The sequence below is a fragment of the Roseomonas sp. TS2 genome (genome assembly GCF_058833935.1).
This window is the reverse complement of sequence record NZ_JCACVY010000088.1, coordinates 1-17877: the sequence shown is the minus strand read 5'-3', so window position 1 is coordinate 17877 and position 17877 is coordinate 1. Positions and strand designations below refer to the sequence as shown.

The window sequence follows — 17877 nt, the reverse complement described above, 5'->3', positions numbered from 1 at the left end:
ACACCGCGCCATGGCCCCGCTGCACACCACCCTGTTGATCCTCGCCGGGGCGCTGCTGCTCGAAGCCGCTCTCGGCTACCCCAGGCCGCTCTATTCCGCCATCCGCCACCCGGTGGTGTGGATGGGCGCGCTGATCGCCCGGCTCGACCGCGCGCTGAACCACGACACGCTGCCCTTCGCGCGGCGCAAGGCGCGCGGCGTGCTGGCGCTGGCGCTGCTGCTGCTGGCCTGCGGCGTGCCCGCGGCGCTGGCCCAGGCGGCGCTGCTGGCGGCGCTGCCGCTGGCGCTGGCGGTGCCGCTGCTGGCCGTGCTGGCCGCCACCCTGCCGGCCCAGCGCAGCCTGCACGAGCATGTGGCCGCCGTGGCCGAGGGTCTGGAGCGCGACGGTCTGGAAGGCGGCCGCGCCGCCGTGGCGATGATCGTCGGCCGCAACCCGGCCACGCTGGACGAGGCGGGCGTCGCCCGTGCCGCCATCGAGAGCCTGGCCGAGAACTTCTCCGATGGCGTGGTGGCGCCTGCCTTCTGGTGCGGCGTGCTCGGCCTGCCGGGGGCGGTGCTCTACAAGGCCATCAACACCGCCGACAGCATGATCGGCCACCGCACGCCGCGCCACGCGGCCTTCGGCTGGGCCGCCGCCCGGCTGGATGACGGGGTGAACCTGCCCGCCTCGCGACTCGCCGCGCTGTGGCTGATCCTGGCGGCGGCGGCGACGCGCGGCGCCGATGCGCGCGGCGCCTGGCGTGCGGTGCGGCGGGATGCGCGGCACCACCGCTCGCCCAATGCCGGCTGGCCGGAGGCGGCGATGGCCGGCGCCCTCGGGCTGCGCCTGGCCGGGCCGCGCGTCTATGGCAACACCCGTGTCGAGGATGGCTGGATGGGTGATGGCCGCGCCGGGGCCGGACCGGCCGACCTGCGCCGCGCCCTGGCACTCTACCGCCATGCCTGCCTCCTGCAGGGCGGGGCGGTGGCGGCGCTGGCCGCGCTGGTCCTGGGCCTCGCCTGAACCGGCGAACATCCGCAACGGGAAGTCCGCCCAAGTCATTCCTGGGCGGCCATCCGAAATGCAGAAAATAGAAACTTACGATAAGGACATGAAGCCGACTTGCACGGCACACGATGGGTTCATGCCGTTTACATGAGGCATCGGAATCCAAAATAACGATCAAATTAACTTTCAGATCTCCCTGCGATTTCCAAACCGCCCGAAATTTGCCTCAATCTGGACTTGATTTTTGCGGCGCAGCACAGCAGGTTAGTGCCTCCACAACTTCGTGAGACGCATCCATCAGCGGCTGACGCCGTACCTGATCTGTCCCCTCGCGGCCCCTTCCGGCACACCGCCTCGCGCACCGTGTCCCGGGCCGCCCAAGAATGCGGAGGGCCTTCCGTTGCCGAACACCGGACACGCCACCCAGACCACCGATCTTCACGACCCCACCCCCTTCGGCCGCGTCGCCGTCATCGGGGGTGGCGCCTGGGGCACCGCCCTGGCCCTGACCGCGCACCGTGCCGGCCGGCAGACCCGCCTCTGGATCCGCGAGGAGAGCGCGGTGGCCGAGATCAACAGCACCGGCCGCAACCCCTTCCTGCCCGCGCATGAAATCCCCCGCCCCATCGCCGTCACCGCCGATTTGGAGGCCGCGCTGCGCGGTGCCGAACTGGCCGTGCTGGTGATCCCGTCGCAGCACCTGCGCGCCGTGGCGGCGCGGGTCGAGGCGCTGCTGCCGCCGGGCGTGCCCGTCGTGCTCTGCTCCAAGGGCGTCGAGGCCGACAGCGGCGCGCTGATGACGCAGGTGGTGGCCGAGGAGATGCCGGACCGGCCGCAGGCCGTGCTCTCCGGCCCGAGCTTCGCCGCCGAGGTGGCGGAGGACCAGCCGACCGCCGTGACCATCGCCGCCCCCGCCGGCGCGCAGGGCCTGTTCGGCCCCGACCACCTCGCCGGGCGCATCGCCGTGACGCTGGCCAGCGAGACCTTCCGCCCCTACCTCTCGGACGACCCGGTGGGCGTCGAGGTCAGCGGCGCGGTGAAGAACGTGCTGGCCGTGGCCTCCGGCATCATCGCCGGGCGCGGCATGGGCTCCAACCCGCGCGCCGCGCTGCTCGCCCGCGGCCTGGCCGAGATCAGCCGCCTGAGCGTGGCGCTCGGCGGCCGGGCGGAGACGGTGCTGGGCCTCTCCGGCGCCGGCGACGTGATGCTCACCTGCTCCTCCGAGCAGTCGCGCAACTTCTCCTACGGCCAGGCGCTGGGTGCCGGCCGCAAGCCGGACACGGCGAAGGGCGCGGTGGTCGAGGGCGTGGCCAACGCCCGCTCCGTGCTGGCCCTCGCCCAGCGCCTCGGCGTGCAGATGCCGATCTGCGAGGCGGTGGACCGCATCGTCCACCGTGGCCTGTCGATCGACCGCGCCATCGCCGCGCTGCTGACCGGCCCGCTGCGCGCCGAGCCGCGCGCGCTGGAGCACCGCGCCAGCATCGCCCACCCGGCCCTCTCCACGCCGCAGGCGAAGCGGGTGTTCGCATGAACGCCCCGCGCATGAACCATCTCGGCCTGGTGCTCGCCACCGACCTCGACGGCACCTTCCTCGGCGGCTCCGAATCGCAGCGCCGCGCCCTCTATGAGGAGCTGACGGCGCGCGACGACGTGCTGCTGGTCTTCGTCACCGGGCGCGACATCGGCTTCATCCGCGACCTGGTGGCGCAGCCCGGCATGCCGCGGCCGCACTACATCATCGGCGATGTCGGCACCTCGGTGTTCGATGGCGCCACCTTCGCGCCGATCCCGACGCTGGAGGCCGAGATCGTGGCGCGCTGGGACGATGCCGGCGAGCGGGTGCGGGCCATGCTGGCGGGCGAGCCCGGGCTGCGCCCGCAGCCCACCGCCTTCCGCCACCGCGTCAGCTACTACTACGACCCCGCCACGCTGCGGCCCGGGACGGTGCGCAAGGTGGAGGAGGCGGGCTTCGACTGCATCCTCTCCGCCGACACCTTTTTCGACGTGCTGCCGCGCGGCATCGCCAAGGGGCCGACGCTGCTGCGGCTGGTGCAGGCGCTCGGCCTGCCGGCGCAGCGCGTGCTGACGGCGGGCGACACGATGAACGACCTCTCGCTGTTCCAGACGGGGCTGAAGGGCGTCGCCGTCGGCAATTCCGAGCCGCGCCTGGTCGAGGCGCTGCGCGGGGTGGAGGGTATCTTCCGGTCTTCCGCGCCGGGCGCGGCGGGCATCGCCGAGGCCATCCGCCATTTCAACCTGCTGCCGGAGGCCGTGGCATGAGCACGAAGAAGTCTCCCCTCGTCATCGTCTACCACCGGCAGCCCTATGAGGAGGCGGTGGAGGACGGCAAGGTGGTGTTCCGCCCCAACCGCAGCCCGAACGGCATCGTGCCGACGCTGAAATCCTTCTTCCAGCGCACCGAGCCGGGTGCGGGCGCCTGGGTCGCCTGGAAGCACGCGCAGCCGGGCGAGGAATTCGAGCGCGTCGTGCACATCGACGACGTCAATGGCGGCTACACCGTCTCGCGCCTGCCGCTGACGCCGGAGGAGGTGGAGAGCTTCTACCACGTCACCTCCAAGGAGGCGCTGTGGCCGGTGCTGCACTCCTTCCCCTGGCTGTTCAGCTACGACAACGTGGACTGGGACACCTTCCGCTCGGTGAACCGCAAGTTCGCCGAGGCCGCCGCCGCGCAGGCGGAGGATGACGCCGTCATCTGGATCCACGACTACAATCTCTGGCTGGTGCCGGCCTATCTGCGGCAGCTGAAGCCGAAGGCGAAGATCGCCTTCTTCCACCACACGCCTTTCCCGGCGGCGGATGTGTTCAACATCCTGCCCTGGCGCCAGGAGATCCTGGAGAGCCTGCTGGCCTGCGACCTGGTGGGCTTCCACATCCCGCGCTACGCCCGCAACTTCGCCGAGCTGGCGCGCGCCCTGGGCGGCGCCGAGATCGCCGAGACCGTGCCGGTGGACCCCGGCTTCGGTGCCATGGGCCAGGCGCTGTCGGAGCCGGACATGCCGGTGGCGCTGCGCGTCGGCGGCCGCACCGTGGCGCTGGACAGCGCCCCCGTGGGCACCGACGCGGCGCTGATCCGCAGCGTGGTGGAGAAGCCCGCCAGCCGCGCCATCCAGCGCGAGATCCGCGAGGGGCTGGGTGACCGCCGCCTGATCATGGCCGTCGGCCGCACCGACTACACCAAGGGCATGATCGAGGCGATGGAAGGCTTCGAGCGGCTGCTGGAGCGGCGGCCGGAGCTGATCGGGCAGGTGAAGCTGGTCGTCACCTCGGTGCGCGCCGCCGCCTCGATGAAGGTGTATGACGACACCCAGCGCAACATCGAGGCGACGGTGGGCCGCATCAACGGCCGCTTCTCGAAGCTGGACTGGACGCCGGTGGTGCTGTTCAGCAACTCGACGCCCTTCGAGACGCTGCTCTCCTACTACCACGCCGCCGATATCTGCCTGACCACGCCGCTGCGCGACGGGCTGAACCTGGTGGCGAAGGAATACGTGGCGGCCAAGGCCGGCACGCCCGGCGCGCTGGTGCTCTCCGAGTTCGCCGGCTGCGCGGTGGAGCTGCCGGATGCGCTGCTGACCAACCCCTACTCCAAGCGCAACCTCGACCGCGCGCTGGACGAGGCGCTGGACATGCCGGAGGCCGAGGCCGCCGAGCGGATGCGCCGCATGGAGGCCGCCGTGCAGCGCTGCGACATCGCCTGCTGGGCGGACCATGTCTTCGCCGAGTTCGGCAAGATCGGCTTCGGCACCGCGGAGAAGCGCGCCGCCGCCTAAGACTTGCAGAAAGAAGAAGGGGGTTCGGGGGAATTCATTCCCCCGACCTTCAGCAGCCCTTCGATATCGACGTACCGTTCCAGATGCGCCGCCAGCGCATCCAGCGCCCTTTCGATCCCCGCCTCATGATCCCGCGGCGCCGCGACGGCGCCGAGCCGTGCCAGCCACGCCGCGCGCTGCGCATCGGCCGCGAAGAGCCCGTGCACATAGGTGCCGGCCACGCGTCCATCGGCCGAGACGGCGCCCTCCACCCGCCCCGGGCCATCCAGCGCCAGCAGCGGCCGCGCCGTGTCCGCGCCCGTGCTGCGGCCGATATGCATCTCGTAGCCCTCGAAGGGCAGGCCATCGGCGAGCGTCGTGCCGCGGACGCGCTCCAGCCGCTTGTCCCCCGCCAGCACCGTCTCCACCGCCAGCAGGCCGAGGCCGGGCACGTGGCCGGGCGGGCCTTCCACGCCGCCGGGGTCGTCGAGCCGGGTGCCCAGCATCTGGTAGCCGCCGCACAGCCCCAGCACATGCCCGCCGCGCCGGTGATGCGCGCGTATGTCCACATCCCACCCCTCGGCGCGCAGCGCGGCGAGATCGGCGATGGTGGCCTTGGAGCCGGGCAGGATGACGAGGTCCACATCCCCCGGCAGCGGCATGCCGGGGCGCAGCAGGATGAGGTCCACCGAAGGCTCGGCGGCGAGCGGGTCGAGGTCGTCGAAATTGGCGATGCGCGGCAGCACCGGCACGGCGATGCGGCAGCGCGCGCCGGGGCGGCGCGGCAGGTGGTCCATCAGGTCCTGCGCGTCCTCGGCCGGCAGGTGGCGCGCGGCGTCGAGGAACGGCACCAGGCCGAGCGGCGCCCAGCCGGTGTGGGCCGCGATCTGCGCCATGCCCTCGTCGAACAGCGAGAGGTCGCCGCGCATGCGGTTGACGATGAAGCCGCGGATCAGCGCGCGGTCCTCCGGCTCCAGCACCGTGTGGGTGCCGACCAGGGCGGCGATGACGCCGCCGCGGTCGATATCGCCCACCAGCACCACGGGCGTGCCCGTCGCGCGGGCGAAGCCCATATTGGCGATGTCGCCCCGGCGCAGGTTGACCTCGGAGGCGCTGCCGGCGCCCTCCACCAGCACGATGTCGGCCTCGCCGCGCAGGCGGGCGAAGCTGTCCAGCACGAAGGGCAGCAAGGCGGGCTTCATCGCCTGGTAGTCGCGCGCGCGGGCGGTGGCATGCACGCGGCCCTGCACCACCACCTGCGCGCCGATCTCGCTCTGCGGCTTCAGCAGCACGGGGTTCATGTGCACGCTGGGCGGCACGAAGGCGGCACGCGCCTGCAAGGCCTGGGCGCGGCCGATCTCGCCGCCCTCGGCCGTCACGGCGGCGTTGTTGGACATGTTCTGCGGCTTGAAGGGGCGCACGCGCAGGCCGCGCCGCGCCAGCGCGCGCGCCAAGCCCGCCACCAGGAGGGACTTGCCGACGGAGGAGCCGGTGCCCTGGAACATCAGCGCCTTCATAAAAGAAACTCCAAAAGAATCCGGGGGAATGAATTCCCCCGGACCCCCTTCTTTTTTCTGTCAGTTTTTCAGAACTCGATGCCTTCCTGGGCTTTCACCCCGGCGGCGAAATGGTGCTTCACCGGCTTCATCTCGGTCACCATGTCGGCGGCCTCCAGCAGGGCCTGTGGCGCGTTGCGGCCCGTCACCACCACGTGCAGGCCGTGCGGGCGGGCGGCGAGGCCGGCCAGCACCTCGTCCAGCGGCAGGTAGTCGTAGCGCAGCGCGATGCACAGCTCGTCCAGCACCAGCAGGCCCAGCTCCGCCTCGGCCATCATGCGCTTCGCCTGATCCCAGGCGCGGCGGCAGGCGGCGATGTCGCGCGCGCGGTCCTGCGTCTCCCAGGTGAAGCCCTCGCCCATGCTGTGCCATTCCAGCATGGCGTAGGCTTCCAGCAGGCCACGCTCGCCGGTGCTCCAGGCACCCTTGATGAACTGCACCACGCCGACGCGACGGCCGCGCCCCAGCATCCGCATCGCCAGCCCGAAGGCGGCGGTGGACTTTCCCTTGCCGGCGCCGGTGTGGACCATCAGCAGGCCCTTCTCCACCGTCTTGCCGGCCACCTCGGCATCCTGCACGGCCTTGCGCCTCGCCATCTTCTCGCGGTGGCGGGCGGCGTCCTCGTCTTCGGTCATGGCTCCCCCTTCAGCACCAGCGGCAGGCCGGCGGCGATGAAATGCACCGAGGCGGCGCGCGCCGCCAGATCCTGATTCAGCCGCCCCGCCGCATCGCGGAAGCGGCGGGCCAGCGCGTTCTCCGGCACGATGCCGAGCCCCACCTCATTGGCCACCAGCACGGTGGGCGCGGCGCGGGCCTCCAGCGCAGCGAGCAGCGCCGCCGTGGCGGCGGGGATGTCGTGCTCCCCCAGCATCAGGTTGGTCAGCCACAGCGTCAGGCAATCGACCAGCGCCGGGCGGGGGCCGGCCTCCGCCAGTGCGGCGGGCAGGTCGAGCGGCGCATCCAGCATCTCCCAGCGCGCATCGCGCCGCGCCCGGTGCTCGGCAATGCGGGCGCGCATCTCGTTATCCCACGCCTCGGCCGTGGCGAGATAGGCCCAGGGGGCGGGGTGGCGGGCGGTCAGCGCCTCCGCGTGGCGGGACTTGCCGGAGCGGGCACCGCCCAGGACGAGGATAAAACTCATGCGGCGGAAACTGGGCCAATCCGGCGCGCCGCACCAGCGGGGAAGCGCGCCCCCTCAGCCGAAGGCGCGGCGCGCCAGGATGCACAGCAGCTGCCAGGGGCTGAGCCGCGTGACGGAGCGGACATAGACGCCCGAGAAGATCTTGCGCACCAGCGCCGCCTGGGTGGCGGGCGAGAGGACGAAGGCGACATGGCCATGCCCCTGGCTGACGCGCCGCACCTCCCCCTCCACAGGGCCGGCCCCGGCCAGCTCCACCACCACCTGCGCGCCGCGCGAGAGGCCGCAGCCCGGCGGCAGGGCCAGGCGGCAGCCGATGGCCGAGATGTCCGTCACCCGCACGGGCCAGCGCGCGCCCTCCACCACCAGGGTGGCGGCCTCGTCGGCGCCGAAGCGCTCCTCCCGCCGGAAGCGCGGGCGTTCGACGCACATCAGCGCCGCCACGAGCAGGGTGGCAATGTTGTAGAGGCTCCAGAACAGGTTCATCGCCTCCACCTGCGGCGGCGTGCCGCTGATGGGGCCGGCCAGCACGCGCATCAGGATGCCGCCCAGGGTCAGCCCCGCCGGCACCAGGAACCAGGCCATCAGCGACCACTGCACCACCACCCGGTCGCGCATCGCGCCCTTGGCGGTCACCTTGAACTTCTGGTCGCGGGAGCCGAACAGCCCCACCGCGCTGGCGCGCAGCGATTCGCGCGCCACCAGCAGCGCCATCGCCTCCGCCATCAGCGGCACGTTGGTGCCGCGGCTGACCCAGCCCAGGAACAGCACGCAGCACACCCAGTAGGGGCCGAGATGCTCCAGGATGGAGGGCAGATCCGTCTCCATCACCACCAGCCCCACCCACCAGTAGAGGATGGGCACCAGCAGGCTGAGCACGCGGATCAGCGCGCCGACGGTCCAGAACAGCACGGTGTCGAGCGTGTGCAACCGCATCAGCCAGGGCACCGGCCCGCGCGAGAGCGGCCCCCAGGGCGTGCGGACGATCTGCATGGTGCCGAGGCACCAGCGGCCGCGCTGCGTCAGGTATTCCTGCAGCCCCTCCGGCGCCAGCCCCGCCGTCAGCGGCTCGTTCAGGTAGGCGGTGCGCAGGCCGAGGCCGGTCATCTTGAGGGAGAGCAGCAGGTCCTCCGTCACGCTCTCGGTCGGGAAGCCGCCGATGGCGCGCAGCGCGGAGGCGCGCACCAGCGCCGAGGTGCCGCAGGAGAAGGCGGTGCCGTGCGCGTCCTTCGAGGCCAGGATGACGTCGAAGAAGAAGCGCTGCTCGTCGGGGATGAGGCTGGCGGCGCCGAGGTTGAGCTGCACCGGGTCGGGGTTGAAGAAATACTGCGGCGTCTGCACCACCGCCACCTTCGGGTCGTGCAGCAGGGCGGCGGCGCGGCGCAGGAAGACGGGCGTCGCCACGAAATCGGCGTCCAGCACGGCCACGGCGTCGGGCGGCTCCGGCAGGGCCAGCAGGTGCTCCAGCGCGGCGTTCATGTTGCCGGCCTTGCCGTGGCTGTTGTCGCCGCGCGTGCGGTAGTGGGCGCCGAGGCCCTCGGCCATCTCGGCCAGCCAGGGGCGCCGGCCATCGTCCAGCACCCAGACGCGGAAGCGCGGATAGTCCTGCGCCATGGCGCCGATGATGGTGCGGTAGAGGATCTCGCGCTGCTCGTTGTAGGTCGGGATCAGCACGTCGATCAGCGGCGGGCCGCCGGGAAAGCCCTCCACCGGGTGGGCGCTCGCCTCTGCGCTGCGGTCGCGCGTGCGGGAGAGGACGTGCAGCAGCAGCAGCCCGGCCAGCGAGCTGAGCGCCTCCACCGTGAAGAAGCCCCAGGCGGCCAGGCTCTGCCACTCCGGCGCCAGGGGCGGCAGCGTGCCGGTCAGGCGCCAGTGCAGGTAGCGGAGCAGCAGCGCGGCGGTCAGCCCCGCACCCACCATCCGCGCCACCTTGTTGTCGGGCCGCAGGCCGGGCAGCACCAGGATGCCGAGGCCCAGCACCAGCAGCAGCGGCACGAAGGATTGCGCGAGGTCCGGGCCCATGGCGGCGCCCTCAGCCGAAGCGCACGCTGCCGATCCGGCCCACCTCGCAACCCCGGCTCAACCGGTCGGACGCGACCTGAACCACGGCGAGGAAGGTTTCGCGCCCCTCGGGGCCGGCCAGCATGGGCGGCAGCAGCTGCACCACCCGCCCCTCATGCTCCTCGCGCTCACCGGCCATCATGAAGCGGGCGCGCATGCCGAGGCGCAGGGCGCGGAAGCCGCGCTCATCCATCTCCGCCCGCACCAGGGGGCGGGTGCAATCGACGAAGCCGGCGATCTCCTGTCCCTGCCGGACATACTCGCCGGGCTGCGCCGCGAGGCTGACCAGCCGCGCCTCGGCGGGCACCATCAGCGTGGCCTCGCGCAGCCGGGCGATGCGCGCCGCCTCGTGCTCCAGCCGCCCGCGCATCGCGGCGAGGCGGGCATGGCGCTCGGCCAGGCTGGCCTCCAGCTCCAGCTCCGCCAGCTGCAGCCGGTCCTGGCTCTGCTGGGAGGCGGAGCGGTCGGTCCCGGCCTCGGCCGCGAAGACGCCGCCCTCGGCCCCCGCCTGCTCCGCCAGCACAGCGGCGCGGCGCTGGGCGGCGGCACGGTGCTCGCCGCTCGCCACATCCCGCTCGCGCCGCAGGGCGTCCAGCGCGGCGGCGGCGATGTAGCCGCCCCGGCGCAGCGCCTCGCCGCGGGCCAGCCCCGCCTCGGCCGCGCGCAGCCGCGCCGCAGCGGCGGAAAGCTGCGCCTCGGCCTCTGCCCGGCGCGCCGCGATCTGCTCCAGCCGGGTCTGACGGAAGGCGCCGGCCGCCTCGCCCGCCGCGCCGGCCCGCGCCGCGGTGCCACGCAGGCGGCGCTCGATGGCGGTGATCTCCGCCTCCAGCACCCGCACCCCCGCCCCGAGCTCCGTCAGCCGGCCATCGTCGATCCGCTCGTTCTGGATCTGGCCGAAGCGCGCCCCCCGCTCCAGCAGGCTGCCCGGCAGCCGCGGCTCGGCCTGCAGGATACCCTCGACGGGCGCGCGCAGGGCGAAGGGCGCGGCGCTGAGCACGGCCCGGGTGCTGGAGAAGGTGAAGAAGCGGTCCCACAGGAAGAGCAGGGCAGTGCCCAGGATCAGCGCGCCGAGGCCTATCCGCAGAAGGCGCCCGACATTCCAGGAGGTGGCCGCGCGCGATCCGCTCTGGGCCGGAGCGGCCCCGGAACCCGTGAAGGCCGCGCCCTGCGCCTCACCCTCCTGGAAGCTGACACTGTGAGACATAGCAGATCACTTCGTTGTGACCACCGCTTTGTCTCACGGGTACGTGATGGAGTAAAGAAATACTGAATAAACACAGGCTTGGCGTTTTCCCGGCATTTCTGGCGCCGGGAGCAGGCCGGCCGGGCGATACCCCGGCCGGCCTTGCCGTCAGGCTGCCTCCAGCCAGTCGTCCACGCGCTCGGCATTGGTCTCGATGTAGGAGGCCACCGCCTGGTCGTAGGACTTCTCCTGCGCCACCAGCATGGCGCTCTCCAGCTCGTCGAGCGGCATGTTGAGGCGGGAGAGGAAGCCGGCCACCTTCGGGTTGGCCTCGCGCAGGCCCTGGCGGCCCAGCGCCAGCACCTCCTCGGCGGCGCCCAGCGCGCCCTTCGGGTCGGCCAGGTAGCGCAGGTCGTACTTGCCGAACATCCAGTGCGGGCTCCAGGCGGTGGCCACCACCCAGCGCTCGCTGCGCATGGCGCGGTCCACGACGCTGAGCATGGCCGCCTCGCTGGCCTCCTGCAGGGTGTAGTCCTTCAGCCCATAGGTGCCGACGGCCTCCTTGGAGAGGCGGGTCAGGCCGGCGCCGGGCTCGATGCCCTGGATGCGGCCGCGGAATTTCTCCTGCACCCCCGGCTTGGCCAGGTCGGCGATCGAGGCGACCTCCGCCTCCGGCACGTAGGACGGCACCACCCAGCCCAGCTTGGCGCCGCTGTAGAGCGTGCCGAGGCGCTCGACCTTGCCTTCCACGCGCTTCCAGTAGTCGGCATGGGTCTGCGGCAGCCAGCACATCAGCATGGCGTCCACGTCGCCGCGGGTCAGGCCCTGGTAGAGCGGCGCCACGTCAGTCTGGATCAGCTCGACCTTGGTCTCCAGCCGGTCCTCGATCAGCTTGGCGGCGAGGCGGGTGATGAACTCGGCATCGGCCCAGGGGGCGAAGCCGAGCTTGATGCTGCCGGCCGGCTGCGCCCGCAGCAGGCCCGGAGACGCCAGGGGAGCGGCGAGGAGGCCGGCGGAGAGGCCGAGGAAGGTGCGCTTGTTGAGAAGCATGCGTGTCTCCTGTTGTTGGGGCGTGGCCGCAGGCCCGCCCGGGAACTTGCAGAAGGAAAAGAAGGGGGCCCGGGGGAATTCCTTCCCCCGGCTACGGCTTGTCACCCGCGCCCCGCGAAAAGCTGGCGGAACCGGAAGCCGTGCCCGGCCTGCCCGAAGCTCTGCGTGATCCGGTCGAGCAGCACGGCCAGCACCACGACGGCGAGCCCGCCCTCGAAGCCGGTGCCGACATCGAGCCGCTGGATGCCGGTGAGCACGGTGTTGCCGAGCCCCCCCGCGCCGATCATCGAGGCGATGACCACCATGGAGAGGGAGAGCATGATGGTCTGGTTGATGCCGGCCATGATCGAGGGCAGGGCGTTCGGGATCTGCACCTTCAGCAGCAGCTGCGTGGGCGTGCAGCCGAAGGCGAGCCCGGCCTCGATGAACTCGGCATGCACCTGGCGGATGCCGAGGTTGGTCAGCCGCACCACCGGCGGCATGGCGAAGATGACGGTGGCGATGGTGCCCGGCACGGCGCCGAGGCCGAAGAACATGGCGGCCGGGATCAGGTAGACGAAGGCCGGCATGGTCTGCATCAGGTCGAGCGCCGGGCGCGCCACCATCTGCACCGCATTGCTGCGCGCCATGGCGATGCCGAGCGGCACGCCGAGCGCGATGGCGATGAGCGTGGCGGCGAGGACGAGGGAGAGCGTCTCCATCATCCGCTCCCACAGCCCCATGCCGCCGATCAGCAGCAGGGCCGCGATGGCGAAGAGGGCGAACTTCCAGCCCACCCGCCACAGCGCCAGCAGCGCGATGGCGATGACGGCCACCGGCAGCGGCAGGCCGGTCAGCCCGTCGCGGATGCCGTCGGTGACGAAGCCGATGCCGGCGGCGATGCCGTCCAGCGCCGGCGTGAAATGGTCGAGCACGTAGTTGACGACGGCATCGGCGCCGTCACCGATGCCAAGGTCGAGATCCTGCATGGGGTGCGGTCCTCAGTTGCCGGAGCGGTCGAGCGACATCAGCAGGGCGGACTTGCTGATCGAGCCGACATAGCGGCGCTCGGCATCCACCACCGGCACGGGGTGCGGGCTCTGCGCCACGCGGCCCATCACGTCGGACAGGGTGTCGGCGGCGTCGATCGGCTGCACATCGGCCAGGAAGGCGCGGTGGTAGGGGTCCGCCTCGCCGCTGCGCGCGGCGCGGGAGAGCGATTCGGCGCTGACCATGCCGTGGTACTTCTTGTCCCGCCCGACGACGATGGCGAAGTCCCGGTCGTGCCGGCGCATCCGCTCCAGCGCGGCGGGGATGGCCATGCCGCGGCGCTCGATCAGCGTCACCTGCGTCTCGCGCGCGATGTCGCCGGCGCGGAACACCTGGCTGACATCGACGTTGCGGAAGAAGGAGCGGACATAGTCGTTGGCCGGCTTCGTCACGATCTCGTCCGGCGTGCCCACCTGCACCACCACGCCGTGCTGCATGATGGCGATGCGGTCGCCAATGCGCATGGCCTCGTCGAGGTCGTGGCTGACGAAGATGATGGTGCGGCTCTGCTCGGATTGCAGGCGCAGCAGTTCGTCCTGCATCTCGGTGCGGATCAGCGGGTCGAGGGCGGAGAAGGCCTCGTCCATCAGCAGCACGGTGGGCTCGCTCGCCAGGGCGCGGGCGAGGCCGACGCGCTGCTTCATGCCGCCAGAGAGCTGGTCCGGCCGGCTCTGCGCATAGGCGTCGAGGCCCACGCCCTTTAGCGCGGCCATCGCCTTGGCATGGCGCTCGGCCTCGGCCACGCCGGCCACTTCCAGGCCGAAGGCGGCGTTGTCCAGCACGGTGCGGTTGGGCAGCAGGGCGAAGGACTGGAACACCATGCTCATGTCGCGCCGGCGCAGCTCGATCAGCTCGCGCTTCGACATGCGGGTGATGTCCTGGCCCTCGACCAGGATCGCGCCGGCGGAGGGCTCGATCAGCCGGTTGATCAGCCGCAGCAGGGTGGACTTGCCGGAGCCCGAGAGGCCCATGATGACGAAGATCTCGCCGGCATGGATGTCGAAGCTGGCATCGTTGACGCCGACCGTGCAGCCGGTCTCGGCGTGGATCTCATCCTTCGTGCGGCCCTCGCGGACCATCCGGATGGCGTCGTCCGGCTGGTCGCCGAACACCTTGAAGACGTTGCGAAGCGCGATCTTCACCGGCGGCGGGGCGTCGTCGCCCGGCCGGGTGGGGGTTTCTGGTTCCATGCGTCCTCGTGGTCTGCCGTCCGCCGGGCGGTCGGCATCACCTCCATGGGGTGGGTCGGAAGGCGGGGCCTGAACGGACCGGCAGCCCGAACAGGCCGAAAGGGGTCCAAGGCCATCCGGCCCGCCCCAAAAAAGACACATTGCTGTGTCGCCGCCTCATAGGTTGCAGAGGCTTTAGACGAGCCGGCTGAAATTGTCCAGCCCAAAGGCAAAATCATCCTGCCCGCGATCTTCTCCTGGAACAATCAAGAGACCGGGAGCCACGAGAATATGCCGGCAGGAGGCACGGATATTTCATGAGAAAATAAAACAACGCGCTTTCTATTGCTCCCTTCGATGCGAGCCCGGACTCATATTGTATTCACCATGCCCATCCGTATGGTTCAAAGAACCGAAAACATCCCGGCAAGTAGCCTGCAAGCTGCGGCGGGAGCGAGAGAGGGTTTGACTCCCGGCCCCGCCGCCGCCTACCAACCCGGCGATGGTCCTTCCGTCCGCGGAAGGTGAAAAGGGAATGCGGTGACGGGCGGCAACGCCCCAGGCCGCGGCTGCCCCCGCAACTGTAGGCGGAGAGCGGATCGCCACCATGCCACTGGCGCCACGCGGCGCCGGGAAGGCCGGCGCTCCGTGCCTGATCCGCGAGCCAGGAGACCTGCCATCGCCATCGGATCGTGCCACCGGGCGGGGTGCCCCGGCGGGCGGCGATGTGCTCGGGCATCCACCCCCGGGCGCCTCGACCCGGCGCCGGAGACGGCACGGGCGGTCGGCACCTCATGCGCGCCAGGCACCTTCGGGTGCCCCCTGTTCAGGGCTGAGGTCACGGATGCCGGATACCCCCCTTCCCGCCAAGCCGGTGCTGCTGGTCTGCACCACCTGCCGCGCCGGGCGCACGCTGGAAGAAGGCGAGACGCCCCCCGGCCGCCACCTGCTCGCGGCGCTGGAACAGGCGCTGGCCGCCCACCCGGCGCCGCCGGTGGAACTGCGCCCCGTCACCTGCCTCTCCGTCTGCCAGCAGGGCTGCGCCGCCGCGATGACGCAGCCGGGCAAGTGGAGCTACCTGCTCGGCCGCCTCTCCCCCGCCCTGGCCGAAGACCTGCTGGCCTATGGCGAGACCTATGCGGCGCACGCCACCGGCGCCGTGCTGCCCTCCCGCCGCCCGGATTCGCTGCGCAGCGTGGTGCTGGGCCGCCTCCCCTCGCTGACCGAGACCCCGAAGGAGAACGCCGCATGAGCGCGCTGGAAAAAGTGCCCGCCACCATCGTCACCGGCTTCCTCGGCGCGGGAAAGACCACGCTGCTGCGCCACCTGATGCAGCACGCCGATGGGCGCCGCATCGCCATCATCGTCAACGAGTTCGGCAGCCTCGGCGTCGATGGCGAGACGCTGAAGGATTGCGGCATCCCCGGCTGCGAGGCGGAGAACATCGTCGAGCTCGCCAATGGCTGCCTCTGCTGCACCGTGGCGGACGATTTCATCCCCACCATCGAGGCGCTGCTCGGCCGCGCCAACCCGCCCGAGCACATCCTGATCGAGACCTCCGGCCTCGCCTTGCCCAAGCCGCTGATCAAGGCGTTCAACTGGCCTGCCATCCGCTCCCGCGTCACGGTCGATGGCGTGGTGACGGTGGTGGACGGCCCCGCCGCCGCCGAGGGCCGCTTCGCCGACGACCCGGAGGCCGTCGCCGCCCAACGCGCCGCCGACCCCTCGCTCGACCACGACAACCCGCTCGCGGAAGTGTTCGAGGACCAGCTCGCTAGCGCCGACATCGTCGTGCTCAACAAGGCCGACCTGCTGGACGAGGCGGCGCTGGCGAAGCTGCGCGCCGAGATCGCGCCGCACCTGCCGCGCGCGGTGAAGATGGTGCCCGCCCGCGAGGGCGCGCTCCCGCCCGATATCCTGCTCGGCCTCAAAGCCGCCGCCGAGGACGACCTCGCCGCCCGCCCCTCGCACCACGACGCGGAGGATGGCGCGCATGAGCACGACGATTTCGAGAGTTTTGTTCTTGTCCTGCCGGAATACGACTCGGCCGACGAACTTCTGCACCGCCTTCCAGAGATCGCCGCGCGGCACGACATCCTGCGCATCAAGGGCTTCGTGCGGCTGAAGGGCAAGCCGATGCGCCTCGCCGTGCAGGGCGTCGGCCGCCGCTTCCGCCAGCATTTCGACCGGCCCTGGAAGAATGACCGCGACGGGCACCTCGTCATCATCGGGCAGGCAGGGATGGATCAGGAGGCCATCGCCAAGGCCATCCTGAAGTAAGAATCTTCTTTTTCTGAAGAAAAAGAAGCAAAAAGACTTTTCGAGTTTGGCGCGCCGCCAACTGACAAAAGTTTTTTGGTTCTTTTTTCCAAAAAAAAACGGAACTGATGCACCTCCTGGTCCGCGAGACACGCAGCCTGGACGAGACGGAGCAGGCCGAGGATCTCGGCCACGCCCCGGCCGATCTCGTGCTGCTCTCCTTCAGCGACAGCGACCTCGGCGCCGCCGCCATGGGCTGGTCGCTGCTGGCGGAGCCGCGGCCCACGCTGCGGCTGGCCAATCTCGGGCGGCTGCGCCATCCGCTCTCGGTGGATCTCTACGCGGAGGAGACGCTGGCGCGCTCGCGCTGCGTCGTCATCCGGCTGCTGGGCGGGCTGGAATACTGGCGCTACGGCGCCGAGGAGGTGGCCGCCCTCTGCCGGCGCGAGGGCATCCCCCTCGCCCTCCTCCCCGGCTGCGGGCGGGATGATGCGAAGCTCGCCGCCCTCTCCACCATGCCACCCGCCCTCCATGCGCGGCTTGATGCGCTGCTACTGGCCGGCGGGCCGGAGAACCTGGCCGCCGCGCTGCGCCTCGCGGCCCACGCGGCGGGCCTCGGCGCGGATGACGGCGCCGCCCCGCTTCCCCTGCCGCCGGCCGGCGAGCACCCGCTCGGCCTGGAAGAGAACGACCCCCAGGCCGTCATCGTCTTCTACCGCTCGCACCTCGTCTCGGGCGACATCGCGCCGATGCTGGCGCTCGCCGCCGCCCTGCGGGCGCGCGGCCTGCGCGTGCGCGGCCTCTACGCCGCCAGCCTGAAGGAGCCCGCCTCCGCCGCGCTGGTGCGGCAGCGGCTGGCGGCATGGCGCCCCGCCGTGGTGCTGAACGCCACCGCCTTCTCCGCCCGGCAGGATGGCGCCTCGCCGCTGGAAGCCGCCGGCGCGCCCGTGCTGCAACTCATCCTCTCCGGCGCCGCGCGCGATCTCTGGGCCGCATCGTCGCGCGGCCTGTCGCAGAGCGACCTCGCCATGCAGGTGGTGCTGCCGGAGCTGGATGGCCGCCTGCTCACCGCCGCCATCGGCTTCAAGGCGGAGGCGCCGCCTTTGCCTGGCCTGGAGCAGTCCCGCACCCTGCTGGCGCCGGACGCGGCGGGCATCGCCCTCGCTGCCGAGCGCGCCCTGGGCTGGGCGCGCCTCGCCGCCACGCCGCGCGCGGCGCGCCGCGTGGCGGTGCTGCTCTCGGACTATCCGGCGGTGGGCGGGCAGGCGGGGCACGCGGTGGGGCTTGATTCCTTCGCCAGCCTCGCCGCTTTGCTCGAGGACCTTTCCGCCTCCGGCTACACGCTGGGCGAGGAGCGGCCCGATGCCGAAGCCCTGGCGCGGGCGCTGACGCGCGGCGAGGCCGCCCCGCTCCTCACTCTGGCCGAATACCGCGCGGCCCTGGCGGACGTGCCCGCCGAACTCGTGGAAAAGATCACCGCCGCCTGGGGCGACCCGGCGGCGGACCCCGCCTGCCGGGACGGCGCCTTCCATTTCCGCCATCTCCGCCTCGGCAACCTCCTGCTGGCGGTGCAGCCGGACCGTGGCGGCGCGCTGGACCGCTCCGCCGCCTATCACGACCCGGACACGCCGCCGCGCCACGCCTATGCCGCCTTCTACCTCGCACTGCGCGGCC

At 71.6% G+C, this 17877-nt stretch carries 15 protein-coding genes and 1 riboswitch; of the genes, 7 read left to right on the top strand and 8 right to left on the bottom strand.

Annotated elements, in window-relative coordinates; genetic code table 11:
• The first annotated feature begins 10 nt into the window (after positions 1-10).
• From cbiB to ggpS, 4 genes are all read left to right on the top strand, one after another.
• Positions 11-1003, top strand: coding sequence for an adenosylcobinamide-phosphate synthase CbiB (cbiB, locus tag ACZJYS_RS14520; protein WP_493179216.1), 993 nt, complete (start codon positions 11-13; stop codon positions 1001-1003).
• 385 nt (positions 1004-1388) lie between these two features.
• Complete coding sequence (locus tag ACZJYS_RS14515) at positions 1389-2519, top strand: NAD(P)H-dependent glycerol-3-phosphate dehydrogenase (RefSeq protein ID WP_109515556.1); 1131 nt, start codon at positions 1389-1391, stop codon at positions 2517-2519.
• 11 nt (positions 2520-2530) lie between these two features.
• Positions 2531-3268, top strand: a complete 738-nt coding sequence (locus ACZJYS_RS14510; protein WP_493179213.1) for an HAD-IIB family hydrolase — start codon at positions 2531-2533, stop codon at positions 3266-3268.
• Positions 3265-4779 carry a glucosylglycerol-phosphate synthase gene (ggpS, locus tag ACZJYS_RS14505; RefSeq protein ID WP_493179211.1) on the top strand — a complete coding sequence of 505 codons (1515 nt, stop codon included), beginning with the start codon at positions 3265-3267 and terminating at the stop codon, positions 4777-4779. The genes ACZJYS_RS14510 and ggpS overlap by 4 nt, the downstream gene beginning before the upstream one ends.
• On the opposite strand, the gene ACZJYS_RS14500 is transcribed toward ggpS, so the two are convergent.
• The 8 genes from ACZJYS_RS14500 to proV form a co-directional block, all read right to left on the bottom strand.
• Entirely contained in the window at positions 4776-6275 is a 1500-nt protein-coding gene (locus ACZJYS_RS14500) for a cobyric acid synthase (protein ID WP_493179209.1), read from the bottom strand. The genes ggpS and ACZJYS_RS14500 overlap by 4 nt on opposite strands.
• A 68-nt stretch (positions 6276-6343) precedes the next feature.
• Positions 6344-6949: a cob(I)yrinic acid a,c-diamide adenosyltransferase gene (cobO, locus tag ACZJYS_RS14495; protein WP_493179207.1), complete on the bottom strand. Its 606-nt coding sequence runs from the start codon at positions 6947-6949 to the stop codon at positions 6344-6346.
• Positions 6946-7455 (bottom strand): bifunctional adenosylcobinamide kinase/adenosylcobinamide-phosphate guanylyltransferase, encoded by a 510-nt coding sequence (gene cobU, locus ACZJYS_RS14490; RefSeq protein WP_493179205.1) that lies wholly within the window; start codon positions 7453-7455, stop codon positions 6946-6948. The genes cobO and cobU overlap by 4 nt, the downstream gene beginning before the upstream one ends.
• A 54-nt stretch (positions 7456-7509) precedes the next feature.
• On the bottom strand, positions 7510-9474 hold the full coding sequence (locus ACZJYS_RS14485; RefSeq protein ID WP_493179202.1) for a glycosyltransferase: 1965 nt from the start codon (positions 9472-9474) through the stop codon (positions 7510-7512).
• A gap of 10 nt (positions 9475-9484) precedes the next feature.
• Positions 9485-10717, bottom strand: a complete 1233-nt coding sequence (locus ACZJYS_RS14480) for an HlyD family secretion protein (protein ID WP_493179200.1) — start codon at positions 10715-10717, stop codon at positions 9485-9487.
• A 147-nt stretch (positions 10718-10864) separates the two neighbouring features.
• Complete coding sequence (locus ACZJYS_RS14475) at positions 10865-11746, bottom strand: glycine betaine ABC transporter substrate-binding protein (RefSeq protein ID WP_109515563.1); 882 nt, start codon at positions 11744-11746, stop codon at positions 10865-10867.
• 101 nt (positions 11747-11847) lie between these two features.
• Entirely contained in the window at positions 11848-12714 is an 867-nt protein-coding gene (locus tag ACZJYS_RS14470) for an ABC transporter permease (RefSeq protein WP_493179197.1), read from the bottom strand.
• A gap of 12 nt (positions 12715-12726) precedes the next feature.
• Positions 12727-13965, bottom strand: a complete 1239-nt coding sequence (gene proV, locus ACZJYS_RS14465; RefSeq protein WP_493179196.1) for a glycine betaine/L-proline ABC transporter ATP-binding protein ProV — start codon at positions 13963-13965, stop codon at positions 12727-12729.
• Positions 13966-14430: 465 nt separating this feature from the next.
• Positions 14431-14639: riboswitch (cobalamin riboswitch) on the top strand.
• A 149-nt stretch (positions 14640-14788) separates the two neighbouring features.
• On the opposite strand from proV, the gene ACZJYS_RS14460 reads away from it, so the two are divergent.
• From ACZJYS_RS14460 to ACZJYS_RS14450, 3 genes are all read left to right on the top strand, one after another.
• A complete protein-coding gene (locus tag ACZJYS_RS14460; protein WP_493179194.1) occupies positions 14789-15196 on the top strand; it encodes a DUF1636 family protein in 408 nt (135 codons plus the stop codon).
• Positions 15193-16224: a cobalamin biosynthesis protein CobW gene (gene cobW, locus ACZJYS_RS14455; RefSeq protein WP_493179191.1), complete on the top strand. Its 1032-nt coding sequence runs from the start codon at positions 15193-15195 to the stop codon at positions 16222-16224. Before ACZJYS_RS14460 ends, cobW begins: the two co-directional genes overlap by 4 nt.
• Positions 16225-16331: 107 nt before the next feature.
• Positions 16332-17877 (top strand): cobaltochelatase subunit CobN (locus ACZJYS_RS14450; RefSeq protein ID WP_493179189.1); only part of this gene is annotated, 1546 nt, incomplete at its 3' end.

Coding starts and splice junctions, on each gene's coding strand:
- ggpS (WP_493179211.1), top strand. CDS start 3,265: ATGAGCACGAAGAAGTCTCCCCTCGTCATCGTCTACCACCGGCAGCCC.
- ACZJYS_RS14510 (WP_493179213.1), top strand. CDS start 2,531: ATGAACCATCTCGGCCTGGTGCTCGCCACCGACCTCGACGGCACCTTC.
- ACZJYS_RS14485 (WP_493179202.1), bottom strand. CDS start 9,474: ATGGGCCCGGACCTCGCGCAATCCTTCGTGCCGCTGCTGCTGGTGCTG.
- cobW (WP_493179191.1), top strand. CDS start 15,193: ATGAGCGCGCTGGAAAAAGTGCCCGCCACCATCGTCACCGGCTTCCTC.
- cbiB (WP_493179216.1), top strand. CDS start 11: ATGGCCCCGCTGCACACCACCCTGTTGATCCTCGCCGGGGCGCTGCTG.
- ACZJYS_RS14500 (WP_493179209.1), bottom strand. CDS start 6,275: ATGAAGGCGCTGATGTTCCAGGGCACCGGCTCCTCCGTCGGCAAGTCC.
- ACZJYS_RS14480 (WP_493179200.1), bottom strand. CDS start 10,717: ATGTCTCACAGTGTCAGCTTCCAGGAGGGTGAGGCGCAGGGCGCGGCC.
- ACZJYS_RS14470 (WP_493179197.1), bottom strand. CDS start 12,714: ATGCAGGATCTCGACCTTGGCATCGGTGACGGCGCCGATGCCGTCGTC.
- ACZJYS_RS14475 (WP_109515563.1), bottom strand. CDS start 11,746: ATGCTTCTCAACAAGCGCACCTTCCTCGGCCTCTCCGCCGGCCTCCTC.
- cobO (WP_493179207.1), bottom strand. CDS start 6,949: ATGACCGAAGACGAGGACGCCGCCCGCCACCGCGAGAAGATGGCGAGG.
- ACZJYS_RS14460 (WP_493179194.1), top strand. CDS start 14,789: ATGCCGGATACCCCCCTTCCCGCCAAGCCGGTGCTGCTGGTCTGCACC.
- proV (WP_493179196.1), bottom strand. CDS start 13,965: ATGGAACCAGAAACCCCCACCCGGCCGGGCGACGACGCCCCGCCGCCG.
- cobU (WP_493179205.1), bottom strand. CDS start 7,455: ATGAGTTTTATCCTCGTCCTGGGCGGTGCCCGCTCCGGCAAGTCCCGC.